The organism is Streptomyces solincola, assembly GCF_002982015.1.
GTDB lineage: Bacteria > Actinomycetota > Actinomycetes > Streptomycetales > Streptomycetaceae > Streptomyces > Streptomyces solincola.
On sequence record NZ_PVLV01000249.1, the window covers coordinates 1 to 14,973 of the forward strand.

At 74.8% G+C, this 14,973-nt stretch carries 8 protein-coding genes; 4 read left to right on the forward strand and 4 right to left on the reverse strand.

Annotation, left to right across the window (positions count from 1 at the left end; all coding sequences use genetic code 11):
• Window positions 1-87 precede the first annotated feature (87 nt).
• Entirely contained in the window at window positions 88-1,659 is a 1,572-nt protein-coding gene (locus tag C6N75_RS16900) for an amidohydrolase (protein ID WP_105869738.1), read from the forward strand.
• Between the two features lie 312 nt (window positions 1,660-1,971).
• On the forward strand, window positions 1,972-3,642 hold the full coding sequence (locus C6N75_RS16905) for an alpha/beta hydrolase (protein WP_258177457.1): 1,671 nt from the start codon (window positions 1,972-1,974) through the stop codon (window positions 3,640-3,642).
• Between the two features lie 866 nt (window positions 3,643-4,508).
• Here C6N75_RS16905 and meaB read toward each other — a convergent pair.
• The 3 genes from meaB to C6N75_RS16925 are packed head-to-tail and all read right to left on the reverse strand — an operon-like array spanning window position 4,509 to window position 9,588.
• Complete coding sequence (gene meaB / locus C6N75_RS16915; protein WP_105869740.1) at window positions 4,509-5,495, reverse strand: methylmalonyl Co-A mutase-associated GTPase MeaB; 987 nt, start codon at window positions 5,493-5,495, stop codon at window positions 4,509-4,511.
• Window positions 5,496-5,512: 17 nt separating this feature from the next.
• Complete coding sequence (gene scpA, locus C6N75_RS16920) at window positions 5,513-7,759, reverse strand: methylmalonyl-CoA mutase (RefSeq protein ID WP_105869741.1); 2,247 nt, start codon at window positions 7,757-7,759, stop codon at window positions 5,513-5,515.
• Window positions 7,759-9,588 (reverse strand): methylmalonyl-CoA mutase family protein, encoded by a 1,830-nt coding sequence (locus C6N75_RS16925; RefSeq protein WP_105869742.1) that lies wholly within the window; start codon window positions 9,586-9,588, stop codon window positions 7,759-7,761. The genes scpA and C6N75_RS16925 overlap by 1 nt, the downstream gene beginning before the upstream one ends.
• Before the next feature lie 617 nt (window positions 9,589-10,205).
• On the opposite strand from C6N75_RS16925, the gene C6N75_RS16930 reads away from it, so the two are divergent.
• Window positions 10,206-12,662: a phosphoketolase family protein gene (locus C6N75_RS16930; protein ID WP_105869743.1), complete on the forward strand. Its 2,457-nt coding sequence runs from the start codon at window positions 10,206-10,208 to the stop codon at window positions 12,660-12,662.
• A gap of 78 nt (window positions 12,663-12,740) precedes the next feature.
• Here C6N75_RS16930 and C6N75_RS16935 read toward each other — a convergent pair whose 3' ends face one another.
• Window positions 12,741-13,004 (reverse strand): GlsB/YeaQ/YmgE family stress response membrane protein, encoded by a 264-nt coding sequence (locus C6N75_RS16935; RefSeq protein ID WP_105869744.1) that lies wholly within the window; start codon window positions 13,002-13,004, stop codon window positions 12,741-12,743.
• Window positions 13,005-13,577: 573 nt separating this feature from the next.
• Between C6N75_RS16935 and C6N75_RS16940 the strand changes: the two genes are divergently transcribed.
• Window positions 13,578-14,973: sensor histidine kinase (locus tag C6N75_RS16940; protein ID WP_105869745.1), on the forward strand; the 1,396-nt coding region annotated here is incomplete at its 3' end.

Genomic DNA, 14,973 nt, shown 5'->3' on the forward strand with positions numbered 1-14,973 from the left:
CGGGTGGTGAGCACGGACGGGACCGCTCCTCGGGGTCGGCGGCGCCCGCGGCCCCGTCGCCGCCGACCCCGAGGAGCGGTCCCGTCCGTGCTCACCACCCGGCTGACCAACGCCACCTTCCTCACCATGGACCCGGCCCGCCCCGTCGCCCGCGACCTCGCCATCTGGCACGGCCGGATCGCCGGCCTGGACGAGGAGGCGGTCTCGCTGCCCGCCGCCGAGGTGGTCGACCTCCAAGGCGCCACCGTGCTGCCCGGCTTCGTCGACGCCCATGTGCACCTGGCGTGGGCCGGGCTGAAGGCGGCCACTCCCAGCGTCGCCCCCTGCCGACGGGTGGCGGACGTGCTGGCCGTCGTCGCCGACGCGGTCGCCCGGCAGCCCGACCCCGGCGGCTGGGTGGACGTCGCCGGCTACGACCAGCGGGCCCTGGGCCGCCATCTGACCGCCGCCGAACTGGACACCGTCTGCCGAGGCCGCCAGGTGTTCCTGATGCACGACTCCGGGCACGCCTGCGTGGTCAGCGGCGCCGTGCTCGACCGGCTGCCCGCCGGCGTACCGCACCAGGACGGCTTCCTCGCCGAGGGCGCCATGAGCATCGCGCGCTCGCTGCGGCCGCCGTACACCCAGGCCGAACTCGCCGACGCCGTCGAGCGCGCCGGGCGTGCCTGCCTCGGCGAGGGGATCACCGCCTGCGCCGAGGCGGGCATCGGCGGCGGCCTGCTCGGGCACAGCGCGGTCGAGCTGGGCGCCTACCAACTCCTGCGCGACCAGGGCCGGCTGCCGCTGCGGGTCCAGCTCATGGCCGCCGCCGACACCCTGCGCCCGCTCGCCGACCCGTCCACCGACGGATTCCCGCGCGCCCTGGATCTCGGCATGCGCACCGGCTTCGGCGACGACTGGCTCTCCCTCGGGGCGCTGAAGGTGTTCACCGACGGCGGGATGATGGCCCGCACCGCCGCGCTGACCAGCCCCTACCTCGGCACGGACGGCGCCGGGCAGCTCCAGGACACCCCCGAGCGCCTCACCGACACCATCGTGGCCGGCCACCTCGGCGGCTGGCAGCTCGCCGTGCACGCCATCGGCGACCGGGCCGCCGACGTCGCCCTGGACGCCATCGAGGAGGCGCAAGCCCGGCGGCCCCGCCCGGACGCCCGGCACCGGATCGAGCACGCCGGACTGATCCGCCCCGACCAACTGCCGCGCTTCGCCGAGCTGGACGTCAGCGCGGTCGTGCAACCCGTCTTCCTGCGCTCCTTCGGCGACGACTACGCCGCGATCATGGGAGAGGAGCGGGCCCCGTGGCTGTACCGGGGGCGCGGTTTCCTCGACGGCGGCGTCCGCCTGGTCGGCAGCTCCGACCGCCCCGTCACCGACGGCTCGCCGCTGCGGGCCGTGCAGTTCATGGTCGAGCGCGCCTCGTCGAGCGGCCGGATCATCGGTCCGGACGAGGGCGTCACCGTGGAACAGGCGCTGCACGCCTACACCGTCGCCGGCGCCCACGCCTGCCACTGGGACGACAGCGCCGGCACCCTCGCCCCCGGCAAGCGGGCCGACCTGGTGGTGCTGGGCGACGACCCGCGCCGCGTCGACCCCTCCCGCATCGGCTCCATCGAGGTCGTCGCCACCATCGTGGACGGCCGCCTCACGCCCCCGAGCTGACCCGGGCACACAGGTGGCGGCGGCCCGCACGGCGGCCTGCGCACGCCGAAGGGGCGGCCCCCACCGGAGGCCGCCCCTCGTCGCGCCGACACCCCCTGAGCCTCCGCCCCCGGCAACCCCCGACCGCTCAGCGGGACCTGATGGTCCGAATATCGGCTTGGCAAAATCCGGACGCCGCCCCTGTCGGACCCTGCCGCCATGGCGCGAGGATCGCCCGTGCGCCCGGTCGTACCGGCCGGCGGCGCAGACCCACCGCCGGTCGGCGGCCCCCGCCGCCCCCGGCGGCAGACCCTACGCAGGGGGAACGACCACGTGATACGCACCGCGGCGCTGACCGGCGCCGCCACCATCTCCGCCGGGGCGCTCGCCGCCGGCCTGCTCCTCGCCCCGTCCGCCGGCGCCGCCCCGGCCGCCCCCGGTCCGCGGCTCAGCAGCGGCGGCACGGCCGAGCTGGGCGCCCGGATCGCCGCCGCCCGCGCGGCGCACGCCGGCGTCAAGTGGAAGGACTGCCCCGCCGACTGGGGCCTGGAGAAGCCCATCCAGTGCGGCTTCGTGAAGGTGCCGCTGGACTACGCCAAGCCCTTCGGCAAGACCATCGACATCGCCGTGGACCGGATCGGCCACACCGGCACCAAGGACCAGCGGCAGGGCGCGCTGATCTACAACCCCGGCGGCCCCGGCGGCTCCGGGCTGCGCTTCCCGCGCCGCGTCACCACCAAGAGCCCGCTGTGGACCGAGACCGCCAAGGCGTACGACTTCGTGGGCTTCGACCCGCGCGGCGTCGGCCACTCCACGCCCATCTCCTGCGTCGACCCGCAGGAGTTCGTCAAGGCCCCCAAGGCCGACCCGGTGCCCGACAGCGAGGCCGACAAGCGCGCCCAGCGCAAGCTGGCCGCCGAGTACGCCGACGGCTGCAAGGAGCGCAGCGGCTGGATGCTGCCGCACATGACCACCCCCAACACCGCGCGGGACCTCGACGTCATCCGCGCCGCGCTGGGCGAGAAGAAGCTCAACTACCTGGGCGTCTCCTACGGCACCTACCTGGGCGGCGTCTACGCCACCCTCTTCCCGACCCATGTGCGCCGCATGATCGTCGACAGCGTGGTCAACCCCTCGAAGGAGAAGATCTGGTACCAGGCCAACCTGGACCAGGACGTCGCCTTCCAGACGCGCTGGAACGACTGGAAGGCCTGGGTCGCCCAGCACGACGCCGTCTTCCACATCGGGAACACCCCCGCCAAGGTCGAGGCGAAGTACCAGGAGCTGCGCGCCACCGCCAAGGCGAAGCCCATCGGCGGCGTCGTCGGCCCGGCCGAGCTGATCGGCTTCTTCCAGGGCGCGCCCTACTACGACTCCTCCTGGGTGCCCGTCGCCCAGACCTGGAGCGACTACCTCGCCGGCGACACCCAGGCGCTGGTGGACGCCATCGCCCCGGACATGTCCGACACCGCGGGCAACGCCGCCGCCGAGAACGGCAACGCCGTCTACACCGCCGTCGAGTGCGCCGACGCCAAGTGGCCCACGAGCTGGAAGCGCTGGGACCGGGACAACACGGAGCTGCACAAGAAGCACCCGTTCCTCACCTGGTCCAACGCCTGGATGAACCTGCCCTGCGCCACCTGGAAGTCCAAGCAGCACGAGCCCGTCGAGGTCGGCGCGAAGCGCGGACTGCCCCCGGTGCTGATCGTCCAGTCCGAGCGCGACGCCGCCACCCCGTACGAGGGGGCCGTCGAGCTGCACCGCCGGCTCGCCGGCTCGCGCCTGATCACCGAGAAGGACGCCGGATCGCACGGCGTCACCAGCCTGGTCAACCCGTGCGTCAACAGCCGGGTCGACGCCTACCTGCTCACCGGGAAGACCGACGCGCGTGACGTGACCTGCGCCCCGCACGCCACGCCCGCCCCGCCGGCCGCCGGCGCGAAGGCCGCCCCCAAGGCCGCGCCCTCCGCCCTGGACCTGCCGGCCGTGCCCGCGGTGCGCTGACCGAGAGCCAGGACACGACGGCCGGAGGACGGCAGACCCGCGCACACCCGCGGCCCGCCCCCTCCGGCCGTTCCCGTCGGCCCGGACGCCGATCGGACGCCGATCGGACGCCGACCAGTCAACCCGGGCCGCCGGCGGACCAGGGCCTGCCGCTCCCGGACACGGCAGCCGGCGACCGCGCGGCCGCCGGGAACAGGAGGGTGCCGCTCCGCGCGATCCACCGCACCGCCCGCGCCGGCGGCGCTCGGCCAGCGCCCAGGCCGGCGCGCGGTGGTCCGGGTGCTCGTCGTCCGGCGCGGCCGCCCCGCGGGCCACCAGCTCGTCGACCGGCGCCGCGATGCCCAGCGCCTTCTCCAGACAGGTCAGCACGGCGCCGAACCCGGCCCGCGCGACCCGCCCGCCCAGGGTGGTCTGCTCCAGCCGGTCGTCCTCGCCGTCGGCGACCAGCACGGTCGTGCCGGGGTCCGACGCCCCGGTGCGGCGCCGCAGTCCGCCGGCCGCACCCTCCTCGTACCAGCGGCGGGCCGAGGCCAGCAGGTGGGCGCGGGCCGCCTCCGGCATTCGCGGCCGCGGCTCCTCGGCCAGCATCGCCAGGAACACCGCCGGCGAGCCGCTGTCGACCGCCCGCTCGAACGGCGTGGTCCCGTCCGGCAGCACCCGGTGCGGATCGGCGCCGCCCCGCACCAGCGCCTCGGTCACCTCCCGGTCGTACGCCGTGACCGCCGCGCACAGCGGCGGCAGCCCCCCGGCGTCCGCCGCGTCCGGGTCCGCCCCCGCCGCCAGCAGCCGCCCGACCGCCTCCGCGTCCCCCGCCCGCACCGCCGCCGCCAGGCGGGAGACCGTGCCGGTGCCGCCCCCGTACGCCGTCAACCGCGCCCTCCGTCCAGGGCGTCGAGGATCCGCTCGGCGGCCAGGGTCGCGGTCAGTTCGCCGTCCCGGACCCGGCGCTCCAGGTCGGGGGCGAGGGCGCGGACCGCCGGGTCGGCGCGGAGCCGGCCGAGGAGTTCGTCGCGGACCATGCTCCACGTCCAGTCGACCTGCTGGTCGCGGCGGCGGGCGGCCAGCCTGCCGGTGGAGTCCATCAGGGCGCGGTGCTGCTCCAGCCGGTCCCAGACGGTGTCGAGGCCGGTGGACTCCCGGGCGCTGCAACTGAGCACCGGCGGCGTCCAGACGGCGTCCTTGCCGTGCATCAGGCGCAGCGCGCCCGCCAGTTCACGGGCGGCGGCCTGGGCGTCCCGGGTGTGCGGGCCGTCGGCCTTGTTGACGGCGATCACGTCCGCCAGCTCCAGCACGCCCTTCTTGATGCCCTGGAGCTGGTCCCCGGTGCGGGCCAGGGTCAGCAGCAGGAAGACGTCCACCATGTTGGCGACGGCCGTCTCGGACTGGCCGACGCCGACCGTCTCCACCAGCACCACGTCGTAGCCGGCGGCCTCCATCACCACGATCGACTCCCGGGTGGCCTTGGCGACCCCGCCGAGCGTCCCGGAGGTGGGGGAGGGGCGGACGAACGCGGCCGGGTCCACGGCGAGCCGCTCCATCCGGGTCTTGTCGCCCAGGATGGAGCCGCCGGTACGGGTGGAGGACGGGTCCACGGCCAGCACCGCCACCCGGTGCCCGGCGGAGGTCAGCATGGTGCCGAAGGCGTCGATGAAGGTGGACTTGCCGACGCCCGGCACCCCGCTGACGCCGATGCGGCGGGCGCTCCCGCTGTGCGGCAGCAGCGCGGTCAGCAACTCCTGCGCCAGCGCCCGGTGCTGGGGACGGGTGGACTCCACCAGCGTGATGGCGCGGGCGATCACCGCCCGCTTGCCGTCCAGCACGCCCTTGACGTACGCGTCCAGGTCGATCGCCATACCGCCTCCGCCGCCCCTCAGCCGTCCTGTCCGGCGGCGGCACCGTCCGTGGCCGGGGCCGCGTGGCCGAGGTCGGCCGCCAGCCGCCGTACCAGGTCGTAGGCCGCGTCCGGGATGACCGTGCCGGGCGGGAACACCGCGGCCGCGCCCATCTGGAGCAGCGTCGGCACGTCCTGCGGCGGGATGACGCCGCCGACCACGATCATGATGTCCTCCCGGCCCTCCTCGGCCAACTGCTCGCGCAGCGCCGGGACGAGCGTGAGGTGTCCTGCGGCCAGCGAGGAGACGCCGACGATGTGCACGTCCGCCTCCACCGCCTGCCGCGCCACCTCGGCGGGCGTCTGGAACAGCGGGCCGACGTCCACGTCGAAGCCCAGGTCGGCGAAGGCGGTGGCGATCACCTTCTGGCCCCGGTCGTGACCATCCTGGCCCATCTTGGCCACCAGGATGCGGGGCCGGCGGCCCTCGTCCTCCTCGAAGGCGTCCACCAGGGCGCGGGTGCGCTCCACCGACGGGGACTGGCCTGCTTCGCTGCGGTACACACCGGAGATCGTACGGATCTGGCCGGCGTGCCGCCCGTACACCTTCTCCAGGGCGTCGGAGATCTCGCCGACGGTGGCCTTGGCGCGGGCCGCGTGCACCGCCAGCTCCAGCAGGTTGCCGTCAGCGCCGGCCGCCCGGGTCAGCGCGTCCAGCGCGTCCTGGCAGGCCCGCTCGTCGCGCTCCTCGCGCAGCCTGCGCAGCTTGGCGAGCTGCCGTTCGCGCACCGAGGAGTTGTCGACCTTGAGCACCTCGATCTGCTCGTCGGTGTCCACCCGGTACTTGTTGACGCCGATCACCGGCTGCCGCCCGGAGTCGATACGGGCCTGGGTGCGCGCCGCCGCCTCCTCCACCCGCAGCTTGGGGATGCCCGCGTCGATGGCCTGCGCCATGCCGCCGGCGCCCTCCACCTCCTGGATGTGCTGCCAGGCCCGGCGCGCCAGGTCGTAGGTCAGCTTCTCCACGTACGCGCTGCCGCCCCACGGGTCGATGGTCCGGCAGGTGCCCGACTCCTGCTGGATGAGCAACTGGGTGTTGCGGGCGATCCGCGCGGAGAAGTCGGTCGGCAGCGCCAGCGCCTCGTCCAGCGCGTTGGTGTGCAGCGACTGGGTGTGCCCCTGGGTGGCGGCCATCGCCTCCACACAGGTGCGGGTCACGTTGTTGAACACGTCCTGCGCGGTCAGCGACCACCCCGAGGTCTGCGAGTGGGTGCGCAGCGAGAGCGACTTGGCGTTCTTCGGCTCGAACTGCCTGACCAGCTTGGCCCACAGCAGCCGGGCCGCGCGCAGCTTGGCGATCTCCATGAAGAAGTTCATGCCGATCGCCCAGAAGAACGACAGCCGGGGCGCGAACGCGTCCACGTCCAGCCCGGCGTCCCGGCCGGCCCGCAGGTACTCCACGCCGTCGGCGAGGGTGTACGCCAGCTCCAGGTCGGCCGTCGCCCCGGCCTCCTGGATGTGGTAGCCCGAGATGGAGATCGAGTTGTACCGCGGCATCCGCTGCGAGGTGAAGGCGAAGATGTCGGAGATGATCCGCATCGACGGCTTCGGCGGGTAGATGTAGGTGTTGCGGACCATGAACTCCTTGAGGATGTCGTTCTGGATGGTCCCGGCCAGCTTCTCGGGCGGCACGCCCTGCTCCTCGGCCGCCACGATGTACAGCGCCAGCACCGGCAGCACCGCGCCGTTCATCGTCATCGACACCGTCATCCGGTCCAGCGGGATGCCGTCGAACAACTGGCGCATGTCGTAGATCGAGTCGATGGCCACGCCCGCCATACCGACGTCGCCCGTCACCCGCGGGTGGTCGCTGTCGTAGCCGCGGTGGGTCGGCAGGTCGAAGGCGACCGACAGGCCCTTCTGCCCGGCCGCGAGGTTGCGCCGGTAGAAGGCGTTGGACTCCTCGGCGGTGGAGAAGCCCGCGTACTGCCGGATCGTCCACGGCTGGTTGACGTACATCGTCGGGTAGGGGCCGCGCAGATACGGGGCGACGCCGGGGAACGTGTCCAGGAAGTCCAGGCCCTCCAGGTCGTGCCCGGTGTACAGCGGCTTGACCCCGATGCCCTCCGGGGTCTCCCACAGCAGGTCGTCGCCGTCGGCGGCCCGCTTCAGCGCCGTACGCCACTCGTCCGCGCCGGCGGCCGGGGCCGGCCTGCCCAGCCCGATCTCCGAGAAGTCGGGGACGTCCCCGCTCCCGAGGGCTCCGGTGCTCCCAGGGGCTCCCATCACGACACTCCCATACGGTCGAGGGCGGCGGTGAGCACCGCGACGGCGTCACCGCCCGCGAAGACATAGCTGTCGACACCTTGGTAGCCCGGCTCCGCCGGCGGCCGGCCCGCCAGGTGCACGTGCCCGGCGCCGGCCGCGCGCAGCTCGGCGGCGGCGGACTCGGCCTGCTCGGCGTACAGCGCGTCGCTGGAGCACAGGCACGCCTCGCCCGCCCCGCTGTCGGCGAAGGACCCCTCGGTGACCGGCTCGATGCCGCCGGCCTGGAACAGGTTGGCGGCGAAGGTCAGCCGGGCGGTGTGCGCGGCGGCCGGGCCGAGCGCGGCCAGATAGACCCGCGGCCGGGCGCCGGTGGCGGCCAGGTGGGCGTCGGAGCGGGCCCGCAGCGCCTCGAACGCCTCGTCGCGGCGCACCCGCGGCAGCCCGCCCGAGGGGGCCGGCGGGGCCGGCCGGCGGACCACCGGCTTCTCCGCCAGGTGCGGGAACTCGCTGACCCCGGTGACCGGTTCGCGCCGCCGGGCCAGCTTGGCGCTCCGCTCGGCCCAGGTCGCGGCCAGCCTCTCGCCGACCATGCCCGAGCGCAGACAGGCATCCTGGCCGCCGGCCCGCTCGATCTCCTGGAAGAACGCCCAGCCCGCCTCGGCCAGCTCGTCGGTGAGCCGCTCCACGTAGTACGAGCCGCCGGCCGGGTCGATCACCCGCGCCAGGTGCGACTCCTCGACCAGGATGGTGGCGGTGTTGCGGGCGATCCGGCGGGCGAAGGCGTCGGGCAGGCCCAGCGCGTGGTCGAAGGGGAGCACGGTGACGGAGTCGGCCCCGCCCACCCCGGCGGCCAGCGTGGCGATCGTGGTGCGCAGCATGTTCACCCACGGGTCGCGGCGGGTCATCATCACCGGCGAGGTGACCGCGTGCTGGACCTGCGCCCCGGCCCCCGGCGCACCGCAGACCTCGGCCACCCGGGCCCACAGCCGGCGCGCGGCGCGCAGCTTGGCGACGGTCAGGAACTGGTCGGCGGTGGCGGCGTGGCGGAACTCCAGTTGCCGGCAGGCGGCGGCCACCTCCAGCCCGTCGGCGGTCAGCGCGCGCAGGTAGGCGACGCCGGTCGCCAGCGAGCAGCCCAGCTCCTGCGCGGCCGACCCGCCGGCCTCGTGGTAGGGCAGCGCGTCCACGGTCAGGGCTCGCAGTCCCGTGCCGGCCGGGCCGTAGCGGCCGGCGCAGCGCCGGGCCAGCGCGACCGCCGGCTCCAGCGGCAGCGGCGTCCCGGTGCGGGCCTGGTGCCCGAGCGGGTCGGCGCCCAGGTTGCCGCGGACCGCCTCGTCGGCGACGCCCCGCTTCTCGTACAGCGTGAACAGCGCCTCGGCGGCGGCCTCGGTGTCCGCGCCGGCGTCCAGCACCACGGGGGCCAGGTCCAGGTAGACGCCCTCCAGCACCGCGCCGAGCCGGTCCACCGGGATGCCGCCCTCGCCGGCCGTCAGCCAGAGCGAGGTGACGCCGTTCTCCAGGTCGGACAGGACCGCGGCGCCGTCGGCCACCGTGTGCCGCTGGCGCACGTCCCAGCCCGCGACGGTGATCCCCTCGGCCCGCCCGCCGCGGACGTACGGGGCGAAGCCGGGGTAGCCCGGCTCGGGCGCGGCGTCCCGGGCGGTGTACAGCGGCAGGGTGGCGAGACCGTCCTCCAGCCTGGTGGCCAGGGCGTTCGCCGCCTCCTCGGGCGGGACGTCCTTGCCCGACTTCAGCAGGACGCCCGCGACCAGGCGCTGCCACTGCTCAGGGGACGCGTCGGGGAATTCGGCGGCCAGCGGGAGGCCGTCGTCAGGCAGGACCGTCATGTTCGGATGCTAGGTCAGATCCGCGAAGGGGGAGCAGGGGCCGCGAGTGTGACCTTCTTCTCTTGTGGAGGCACTCAGTGCCACTCAATCCGCACCGAGTGCCACCTACCCGGGCGAACCGCCCGCCCGGCCCTGTCCGCCCCCCGGCCGCCCGAGGGTCGCGCCGCTGTTCAGGGCCGCGGCGGCGGAGCGCGGCCCCGCCGACCCGCCGCCATCCGGAGCGCCGCCCTCCGCCCTCGCGGGAGGCCGGCCCGACCCCGCCCACGCCCCGTGCCGAGCGCCCCTCCACGCCGTGCCGAGCGCCTCCCGAGCCACCGCCGGGCGTTCCCCCGCCCGCCTTTCGGCCCGGACCGGACGACGCGCGGCAGGCCCCGCCGCGTGGAGGGCCGACGATCGACGCTCCCGACCGGGGCGAGTCCGGCCAGGGAGGCCCCGTCGCGTGGGGGGCCGACCGGTCCTGGCACCGGCCCGCGCAGGCGCGCCGCATCGGCGTCCGTCTACGGGGTACCGGCAGGAGTCCGCGGCGAGCGCCGCACCCGCCGTGCGCGCCACCCGGCGGCGGCGGATACTCACCGTGACCGACGGGTCACCGTGACGGAGACAGGACGGAGAACCACATGGCGGAGGACCGCGCGGACGGCGGCACAGCGCCCGGCCCCGCACCGGCCGGCACCGCGTCGCCCGGCGTCGCATCGACCGACACGGCGCCGCCCGGCGCCGTGCTCGCGCCGGAGGAGGCCGCCGCCCTGGACGCGCACTGGCGTGCCGCCAACTACCTGGCGGTGGGCCAGATCTACCTGATGGCCAACCCGCTGCTGCGCGAACCCCTGCGGCCGGAGCACATCAAGCCGCGGCTGCTCGGCCACTGGGGCACGTCCCCCGGCCTCAACCTCGTGCACACCCACCTCAACCGGGTGATCCGGGCGCGCGGCCTGGACGCGCTGTGCGTGTGGGGCCCCGGGCACGGCGGCCCGGCGGTGCTGGCCAACTCCTGGCTGGAGGGCAGCTACAGCGAGGTCTATCCGGACGTCAGCCGGGACGAGCCGGGCATGGCGCGGCTGTTCCGGCAGTTCTCCTTCCCCGGCGGCGTACCGAGCCATGTGGCCCCCGAGACCCCCGGCTCCATCCACGAGGGCGGCGAACTGGGCTACTCGCTGGCCCACGCCTACGGCGCCGCGCTGGACAACCCGGACCTGCTGGTGGCCTGCGTGGTCGGCGACGGCGAGGCGGAGACCGGGCCACTGGCCGGATCGTGGCACGCCGACAAGTTCCTCGACCCCGCCCACGACGGGGCCGTGCTGCCGATCCTGCACCTCAACGGCTACAAGATCGCCAACCCCACGGTCCTCGCCCGCCTCCCGCAGGACGAACTGGACCAGTTGCTGCGCGGCTACGGCCACGAGCCGCTGCACGTCTCCGGCGACCGGCCGGCCGAGGTGCACCAGGCCCTGGCCGCCGCGCTCGACACCGCCCTCGACCGCATCCGGGACATCCAGACCGCGGCCCGCCGGCGGGGCGCCACCGAGCGGCCGCGCTGGCCGGTCATCGTGCTGCGCACCCCCAAGGGCTGGACCGGGCCCGCCGAGGTGGACGGCAAGCCGGTGGAGGGCACCTGGCGCGCCCACCAGGTGCCGCTGCCCGGCGTCCGCGACGACCCGGCGCACCTCGCCCAACTGGAGGCGTGGCTGCGCTCCTACCGCCCCGAGGAGCTGTTCGACGAGCACGGGCGGCCCCGCCCGGAGGTCCTGGCCTGCGTGCCCGAGGGGGCGCGCCGGCTGGGCGCCACCCCGCACGCCAACGGCGGGAAGCTGCTGCGCGCCCTGCCGCTCGCCCCGCTGGAGCGGTTCGCCGTCCGGGTGGACAAGCCCGGGGCGAGCAGCCACCAGCCCACCGAGGTGCTCGGCGCGCTCATCGAGCAGGTCATGGCGGACACCGCCGACCGCCGCGACTTCCGGCTCGTCGGCCCCGACGAGACCGCCTCCAACCGGCTCCAGGCGGTCTACGGGGCGACCGCCAAGACGTGGCAGGAGGAGATCCTGCCCACCGACGAGGACCTCGACCGGCACGGCCGGGTGATGGAGGTGCTCTCCGAGCACCTGTGCCAGGGCTGGCTGGAGGGCTACCTGCTCACCGGCCGGCACGGGCTGTTCTCCTGCTACGAGGCGTTCGTGCACATCGTGGACTCCATGGTCAACCAGCACGTCAAATGGCTGAAGACGTCCCGCACGCTGCCCTGGCGGGCGCCCGTCGCCTCGCTCAACTACCTGCTGACCTCGCATGTGTGGCGCCAGGACCACAACGGCTTCTCCCATCAGGACCCCGGCTTCATCGACCACGTCCTCAACAAGAGCCCCGAGGTGGTGCGGGTCTACCTCCCGCCGGACGCCAACACCCTGCTGTCGGTCGCCGACCACGCCCTGCGCAGCCGCGACCACGTCAACGTCATCGTCGCGGGCAAGAACGCCGCCCCCGACTGGCTGACCCTGGACCAGGCCCGGGCCCACTGCGCCCGCGGCCTCGGCGTCTGGGACTGGGCCGGCACCGAGCGCCCCGGCGACGTGCCCGACGTGGTGCTGGCCTGCGCCGGGGACGTGCCCACCCTGGAGGTGCTGGCCGCCGCCTCCCTGCTCCGCACCGAACTGCCCGAACTGGCGGTACGGGTGGTCAACATCGTGGACCTGGCCCGGCTGATGCCGCACGAGGAGCATCCGCACGGCATGAAGCACGCCGAGTACGACGCGCTGTTCCCGCCCGGCAAGCCGGTGATCATGGCGTACCACGGCTACCCCTGGCTCATCCACCGCCTCGCCTACCGCCGCCGGGGCCACGCCGACCTGCATGTGCGCGGCTACAAGGAGATGGGCACCACCACCACGCCGTTCGACATGGTGGTCCGCAACGACCTGGACCGCTACCGGCTGGTGATGGACGGGATCGACCGGGTGCCCGGACTCGCGGTCCGCGCCGCGGTCGTCCGCCAGCGGATGGAGGACGCCCGCACCCGGCACCACGACTGGATCCGCCGGCACGGCGCCGACATGCCGGAGGTCGCCGACTGGACCTGGCCGACCTGACGGCGCTGCGCGAAACGCCGCCGGCCGTCGCCCCTCCTCGAAGGGGCGACGGCCGGGCGGCACCGGTACCGCTCGCTGTCAGCGCCGGCCCTTGAGCCGTTCCACGGCGACCACGCCGAGCGCGGCGAGCACGACCTGGAGGATCAGCTCGATCCAGTCGATGCCGTCGCTGTCGGCCACCCCCAGCGCCGCGGCGATGGCGGTGCCGACCAGGGCGGCGACCACGCCGACCAGGATCGTCCACAGCACGCCGATGCGCTGCCGCCCGGGCAGGGCGAGCCGGCCCAGGATGCCGATGACGACACCGATCACGATCGCGCTGATGAATCCCGAGATCTCCATCCCGTTCCGCTCCCTACCGCATACCTGCTGAAGTGGCGTCCGCTGCTGTTCAACGGCACGTTTCGAACAGGTGACGGATGCCCCGTGAAGGCGTCGGCACACAAGGGACCGGGTCCTGACGGCCGCCGCCCCGGCCGGCCGCACCGGGTCGCCGACGGTGTGCCCTGCCCTGGCGGAGCGAGCAGAGGGGGCGCAGCGTGCGCCTGCGCGCCGACGCCGGCCAGGGCGACGGCCTCCATGGCCACGTGCCGCCCACGGGCCGGGCCGCCGGACCCCCGGTCCCGGGAAGCTCCCCACGCGCGACGCCGGACGCCCGCCGTGGCCGGTCCGTTATCGCCCGCCCGTGCGAGCCCTCATACCAGAGCGGGAAGTGCGGTGGGGAACTTTCCCAACTGCGCACCGCGCCCGACCTCTTGCTGACTACCGTGTGTGCTCGGTGATCAACGGTGCGCACCGTTGTGCGGTCACGCATGCCCGCGCGCCGTACCCCACCCGGGCTCGCCCACCACTTCGCTCCGCCCCTCCGCCCTGTCCACCGAACCCCGTTCCCGAGGTCCACGACCAAGGACGCCGATGTCACACCTTCGCGCACCCGCCGCGCGGCCGGACCGCCGCGAGGGCGGGCGGCACGGCCGCCCCGGCACCCGCTCCCTGACCCACCCCGGCAGGCCGCGCACCCCGGCGCCCGCCCCCGACACCCGTATACGCCTCCGGCTGCTGCGCGCCGCCGGGCTGCCGGTCGTCGCCGTCGCCCTCGGCGCGACCGCGGTGGTGCTGGTCACCCTGCGCACCACCGGCGCCCACCCCACCGGCGGACTGTGGGCCCTGCTCGTCGGCTTCGCCGCGCTCACCGTCGGCGCCGTCGCCCTCGCCGTGCTCGCCGCCAACCGGGCCGCCGCCACCGTCCGCGACCGCTGCGACGCCCTGCGGCACGCCACCACCCGCGGCCAGAACGAACTACGCTCCCTGGTCGAGCAGTTGCGCCGAGGCGAGAAGCCCCCCGCCCGGCGTCCCGCGACCACGCCGCCGGACCGGTCCGACGACTTCGGCCTGCTCGCCCACGAGCTGACCCGCGCCCACGACGCCGCCGCCACCGCCGTCGTCCAGGCGTCCCGGCTCTCCAGCAGCGTCGGCAACGAACAGAAGGTCGAGGTCTTCGTCAACCTCGCCCGGCGCCTGCAATCCCTCGTCCACCGCGAGATCCAGCTCCTCGACGAGCTGGAGAACGAGGTCGAGGACCCCGAGCTGCTCAAGGGCCTGTTCCACATCGACCACCTGGCCACCCGCATCCGCCGGCACGCCGAGAACCTCGCCGTCCTCGGCGGCGCCATCTCCCGCCGCCAGTGGTCCAACCCGGTCACCATGACCGAGGTGCTGCGCTCCTCCATCGCCGAGGTCGAGCACTACCCCCGGGTCAAGCTCGTCCCCCCGATCGACGGCACCCTGCGCGGCCACGCCGTCGCCGACGTCATCCACCTGCTCGCCGAACTCGTCGAGAACGCCACGGTGTTCTCCGCCCCCGGCACCTCCGTGGTGCTGCGCGCCACCCATGTCACCGCCGGACTCGCCGTCGAGGTGGAGGACCGGGGCCTGGGCATGCCGCCGGTCGAGCAGCAGCGGATGAACGCCCTGCTCACCGACCCCGACCAGGTCAACGTCGGCCACCTCCTCCAGGACGGCCGGATCGGCCTGTACGTCGTCTCCGCGCTGGCCCGCCGGCACGGCATCGCCGTACGCCTCCAGTCGAACATCTACGGCGGCGTCCAGGCCGTCCTGGTCCTCCCGCAGGAACTCCTGGGCGACGAGCCCGCCGAGAACGCTCTCGACAGCGCCCTCGACGGCGCCCTCGACCACGGCCATGACGACGTCCTCGGCCGGGAACCGGTCCCCACCGGCCAGCCGCCCGCCGCCGAACTCCCCCCGCAGCCCCGCACCGACCGGCCGCTGGTCACCGCGCACGGCCCGGACC

Coding starts and splice junctions, on each gene's coding strand:
- scpA (WP_105869741.1), bottom strand. CDS start 7,759: ATGGGAGCCCCTGGGAGCACCGGAGCCCTCGGGAGCGGGGACGTCCCC.
- C6N75_RS16935 (WP_105869744.1), bottom strand. CDS start 13,004: ATGGAGATCTCGGGATTCATCAGCGCGATCGTGATCGGTGTCGTCATC.
- meaB (WP_105869740.1), bottom strand. CDS start 5,495: ATGGCGATCGACCTGGACGCGTACGTCAAGGGCGTGCTGGACGGCAAG.
- C6N75_RS16925 (WP_105869742.1), bottom strand. CDS start 9,588: ATGACGGTCCTGCCTGACGACGGCCTCCCGCTGGCCGCCGAATTCCCC.
- C6N75_RS16930 (WP_105869743.1), top strand. CDS start 10,206: ATGGCGGAGGACCGCGCGGACGGCGGCACAGCGCCCGGCCCCGCACCG.